This window comes from Nocardia asiatica NBRC 100129 (assembly GCF_000308415.1).
In the GTDB taxonomy this organism is placed as follows: domain Bacteria; phylum Actinomycetota; class Actinomycetes; order Mycobacteriales; family Mycobacteriaceae; genus Nocardia; species Nocardia asiatica.
This window is the reverse complement of the sequence record NZ_BAFS01000388.1, coordinates 1-5,297: the sequence shown is the minus strand read 5'-3', so window position 1 is coordinate 5,297 and position 5,297 is coordinate 1. Positions and strand designations below refer to the sequence as shown.

At 65.2% G+C, this 5,297-nt stretch carries 4 protein-coding genes and 1 pseudogene; 4 read left to right on the top strand and 1 reads right to left on the bottom strand.

The window, feature by feature from the left end:
- The 3 genes from ON27_RS42505 to menE all read left to right on the top strand — a co-directional run.
- On the top strand, positions 1-1,223 hold a 1,223-nt coding region (locus ON27_RS42505; protein ID WP_043735130.1), incomplete at its 5' end, for an aldehyde dehydrogenase family protein.
- A gap of 30 nt (positions 1,224-1,253) precedes the next feature.
- Entirely contained in the window at positions 1,254-2,096 is an 843-nt protein-coding gene (locus ON27_RS42500) for a p-hydroxycinnamoyl CoA hydratase/lyase (protein ID WP_043735125.1), read from the top strand.
- Between the two features lie 16 nt (positions 2,097-2,112).
- Entirely contained in the window at positions 2,113-3,603 is a 1,491-nt protein-coding gene (menE, locus tag ON27_RS29850) for an o-succinylbenzoate--CoA ligase (protein ID WP_043735122.1), read from the top strand.
- Positions 3,604-3,684: 81 nt separating this feature from the next.
- On the opposite strand, the pseudogene ON27_RS41690 reads toward menE, so the two are convergent.
- Positions 3,685-4,512, bottom strand: a pseudogene (locus tag ON27_RS41690) (SDR family oxidoreductase); the annotation flags it as partial.
- Between the two features lie 290 nt (positions 4,513-4,802).
- On the opposite strand from ON27_RS41690, the gene ON27_RS29840 reads away from it, so the two are divergent.
- Positions 4,803-5,297: alpha/beta fold hydrolase (locus tag ON27_RS29840; RefSeq protein ID WP_043735116.1), on the top strand; the 495-nt coding region annotated here is incomplete at its 3' end.

Sequence of the window (5,297 nt, the reverse complement as noted above, 5' to 3'; positions counted from 1 at the left end):
GGCGCGCCGAGGTCGTCGAGATCATGTCCGGAGAAGTCGCGGCGACGCCGGCGTGGGCGGAGTTCAACATCGGATTCGCCGCCGAGGTCTTCCGGGCCGCCGCCGCCGCGGTCACCGCCCCTCGCGGTGAGGTGCTCACCGACGGGCGAGAGAACGTCATCGGACTCGCCGTTCGCGAACCTCTCGGCGTCGTCGCGGCGTTCGCACCGTGGAACGCGCCGCTGATCCTGTCGGCGCGCGCGGTCGCCGCTCCCTTGGCGGCGGGGAACTCCGTGGTATTGCGGCCGAGTGAAGCCGCTCCGCTCTCATCCGGTCTGTTCGTCGCCGACATTCTGCGTGAGGCGGGGCTGCCCGACGGCGTGCTGAACGTAATCACCAACGATATCGCCGACGCCGATGTCATCGCGCGAGCGCTGGTTTCCGACCCGCGCGTGAACGCGGTGAACTTCACCGGATCCACCAATGTCGGACGCATCATCGGAACGTTGGCTGCCGAGGCGCTCAAGCCCGCAGTCCTCGAACTGGGGGGTAAGAACGCGATCCTCGTCCTCGAGGATGCCGACGTCGATTACGCGGTCAAGGCCGCGATCTTCGGTGCGTACGCCAACTCCGGTCAGATCTGCATGTCCGCCGATCGGATCCTGGTACACCGCTCGCTGGTGAAGGAATTCACCGAGAAGTTCTCTTCGGTGGTTTCCCACCTGCCCTTCGGCGGTCACGACGAGCCCGGGGTCGTCGTAGGCCCGCTGGTCAGCGAAAGTTCCGCGCGGCGGCTCGCCGCACTGATCGCCGATGCTGTCGCGAAGGGCGGTACGGTCCTGGCGGGCGGCGGTTCGGTCGAGGGGGCAATTCATCCGCCCACGGTTCTCACCGATGTGCCCGTCGGCGCGGATCTGCATCACGCCGAGGCCTTCGGCCCGGTCTGCGTGATCGAGGCGTTCGACACCGATGAGGAAGCCGTCGCGAAGGCCAATGACACCGAGCACGGACTGACGGCGGGAATCATCACCGACAACGGCACCCATGGTCTGCGAGTCGCTCAACGCCTGCGGACCGGCATCGTGCATATCAACGACCAGTCCGTCGCCGATGATCCCGAGGCCCCGTTCGGCGGTGTCAGTGCTTCCGGCTACGGCCGGTTCGGCGGCCGCTGGGGCATCGAGGCGTTCAGTAGCACCCGGTGGGTCACCCTCGCTACTGAGCAGATGCCGTTTCCCGGCTGACCACCCGAAACCACCGAAGAAGGAGAGATAGTGACAAACGAAGTTCCGTGGGGCGATACCGTCGAGGTCGAGTTCGACGAAGGTATCGCCTGGGTCTCGTTGAACAGGCCCGACAAGCGAAACGCCATGAATCCCACACTCAACGACGAGATGTGTCGGACCCTCGACTGTTTGGAGGCCGACGACCGCTGCTCGGTTCTGGTCCTCACCGGTGCGGGAGAAGCCTTCACAGCCGGAATGGATCTGAAGGAGTACTTCCGCGAGGTGGAGGCAACCGGAAGCGTGACGTTGCAACGTCAGGTCCGCCGTGCGAGCGTCAGCTGGCAGTGGCGTCAGCTGGCCTATTACGCCAAGCCGACCATCGCGATGGTCAACGGCTGGTGCTTCGGCGGTGCGTTCACCCCGCTGGTCGCCTGTGATCTCGCGATCGCCGACGAGAAGGCGCAATTCGGTCTGTCCGAGGTGAACTGGGGGATCCCGCCGGGGAGCCTGGTCTCCAAAGCGATGGCTGCCACGGTTTCCCAGCGCGACGCGCTCTACTACATCATGACCGGTGAACCGTTCGACGGGGCGCGGGCCGCCGAGATGCGCCTGGTCAATGAGGCGGTGCCGGCCGAGCGCCTGCGGGAGCGCACCCGCGAGCTCGCCTTGAAGCTGGCCGGTCTCAATCCCGTCGTGGTGCAAGCCGCGAAGGTCGGGTTCAAATTCGCCGCCGAGATGACGTGGGCTCAGTCCGAGGACTACCTGTACGCGAAGCTCGATCAGGCTCGTGTGCTCGATCCCGAGAACGGGCGCCAGCAGGGTATGAGCCAGTTCTTGGACGACAAGACTTACCGTCCGGGGCTGGGTGCGTTCGATCGCGCTCACGCCTGATCACCCGGGGAGTGGCGTGAAGAACCGAGGACTCGGCTCCTGGCCGGCGCGTCGCGCACGCATGACACCGGCATCGGTCGCGATCACCGGCGCGGGTCGGTCGTTGACCTACGCGCAACTGGATCGGCGAGTCGCCCGACTCGCTGACCGGTTGCGCGAGTCCGGTGTTCACCGGGGCGATCGGGTCGCCTATCTGGGTCCCAATCACCCGGCGTACCTCGAGGTGCTGTTCGCCTGCGGGACCATCGGCGCGGTGTTCGTACCGATCAACGCCCGGTCTACGAGCAGTGAACTCGCCTACCTGCTCGAAGATTCCGGGGCCTGCGTTCTCGCCCATGTCGGCAGTCACGACGCGGTCATCGCCGGGCTCGAAACGAGCGCCGCACGACTCGTGCGGGTGGATGATCACGACGACCCCGCGGACAGCGCGAGTCGCCGGATCGATGAAGTCGTCGATCTCGACGACCCCTGCCTACTCATGTACACCTCGGGTACGACAGGGAGGCCCAAAGGTGTTGTGCTCACTCACGGCAACCTCACCTGGAACTCTCTCAACGTGATCATCGAGTCCGATATCGCCTCCGATGAGGTCGCGCTTCTCGTAGCGCCGTTGTTTCACGCGGCCGCTCTCGGCATGGTCTGCTTACCCACTCTGCTCAAGGGCGGACGGGTCGTACTGCACGAGAAGTTCGACCCGTCCGCGGTCCTCGACGCGATCGAGAAAGAACGCGTGACGTGGATGTTCGGGGTTCCGACGATGTATGACAACCTCTCGGCCCACGAGGGGTGGGAGCGTGCGGACCTGTCGAGTCTGCGTCTGCTGCTGTGCGGCGGAAGTCCGGTGCCGCACAGTACGATTCGCCGCTACCTGGGACGCGGTCTCAGCTTCGTCCAAGGCTACGGAATGACCGAAGCGGCGCCGGGCGTGCTGCTGCTCGACAGAGAGCACACCGAGACCAAACTCGGCTCGGCGGGTGTGCCGTCGTTCTTCACCGACGTCAAGGTGGTCGACGCCGAGGGGAACCAGGTCGAAGTAGGCGCTCGCGGCGAGGTGTTGGTCAGCGGTCCCAATGTGATGCAAGGCTATTGGGGCAGGCCCGAGGACACCGCCGCGGTGCTCAACGACGGCTGGTTCCACTCCGGCGATATCGCCACCGTGGATGACGACGGTTACGTCTACATCGTCGACCGGGCGAAGGACATGATCATCTCGGGCGGGGAGAACATCTATCCCGCCGAGGTCGAGAACGCCCTGTACGCGCACCCGGCGGTCGCGCGATGCGCGATCATCGGCGTGCCCGATGATCGGTGGGGCGAGGTCGGCAAGGCCGTTGTCGTCGCGGCCACGACGGACCCGCCCGCCGCAGAGGAACTCCTCGAATTCCTTCGCGGCAAAATAGCCGGATACAAAGTGCCAAAACATGTCACCTTCGTATCGGAACTGCCGGTGTCCGGCGCGGGGAAAGTCCTCAAGCCGCTCGTGCGCGATCTCTATGGCGGACAGTGACCTACTGGTGGGTATACAGAATCGGGCCGAGGCTGACAGCCTCGGCCCGATTCTGTTTCGCCTACCGGCGGCGGACGTCCACAGGAACAGATCTGTCACCAGTCGATCCTCGGTCGCGCCGTCGTGGAGATAGCGCTCGAGATCGGTGATACCCGCGGCGCGCACCACGTCCTCGTCGATGTGGCACTCGCCGCTCACCTCAGCGGCAGGCATGGCTACGATGAGGGCCGCGGCGTCCGCCATGATCTCAGGAGTCCGCGCCGAACTCATCCCGCCCTGCCCGGCGACGACATTCTGCACCGCCGCGGTGGCGATGTGCGTCCGCGGCCACAGACAGTTGGCCGCTATGCCGCGATCACGGAACTGTTCGGCGACCCCGAGGGTAAGCACGGTCATGCCGTACTTGCTGATGATGTAGGGGGCGTACTCCGACAGCCAGCGGCGGTCGAGGTTCAGTGGCGGCGACAGGGTGAGCACGTGGGGATTGCTGGATTCGAGCAGATGCGGGAGCGCCGCGGAAGTCACGGCGAAGGTTCCTCGCGCGTTCACGTCCTGCATGAGGTCGTAGCGTTTGAGCGACAGCTCTCCGATACCGGTCAAAGCGATCGCGGAGGCGTTGTCGATGACGATATCGATGCCGCCGAATCTGTCGACCGTCTACGCCACCGCGGCTGCGACCCTCCCTTCATCGCGGATATCGCCGACGATCGGAAGCATTCGCCCGCCCACCTCCTCGATAGCCGCCGCGGCTGTGTGGATCGTGCCGGGCAGGCGCGGATCGGGCGTATCGGTCTTGGCGACGAGCGCGATCGAGGCTCCTTCACGTGCGAGTCGCACAGCGATGGCCGAACCGATACCGCGGCATCCGCCGGTGATGAGAACAGTCCGTCCGGTCAGCGACGCAGACATCTACCAGTCCTTCCCTGCCGGTGGGCGTGAGATCACGCGGCCGTGGGTCGATAGGTCATCCGAATACGCCTCCGATGACCGTTGTGCAAGGTGTCGAGGCCGCGAGAGCGGTTGCGGTCAGGACGCGGTTACCGCGGAGCCGGGGGTGAAGACCGGCAACGAGGTTCGATAGGACAGTTTCCAGCCACCATCGGTGAGGCGCAGCTGAAATATTACAAATCGCAAAACTTGTGTCGCGATCCGCATCTATTTGCCATGCTTGAAACATCACAACATTAAGGAGATGGACTGTGGTGACCCAACCGGGCGGATCCTTCCGCCATGACACTGTCTCGGCGGGTGGATACACCCTCGATTACGCCCAAGCCGGGCCGGAAGACGCGACTGTCACGCTGGTGTCCGTGCCAGGGTCCGCCGGCCTGGAGATGTCCACGGCCAAGGACGAACTGGCGGGGACCTATCGCGTGATCGAGATCAATCCGCCCGGCTTCGCCGGCAAGGACGACCTCACGGGCCCGATCACCTTCGGAGAAGTCGCCGCTGTCCTCGCCGAGGCCATCGAGAAACTGGTCGACGGAGACTTCTACCTGCTCGGCACCTCGGTGGGCGGCGCCATCGCCATCGAGATCGCTGCCGCACTCCCCGGCCGCGTCAAGGGCCTCGTTCTGGAAGGCTCGATGGTCCCGATGCGCGAAGAGGATCACCGGGTTCCCCCCTCGGAGGTGCGCCCCCCACCGAGTGCCGAGGGCGAGTCCACCGAGCCCGCCTACCCGCTGCCGCCCACT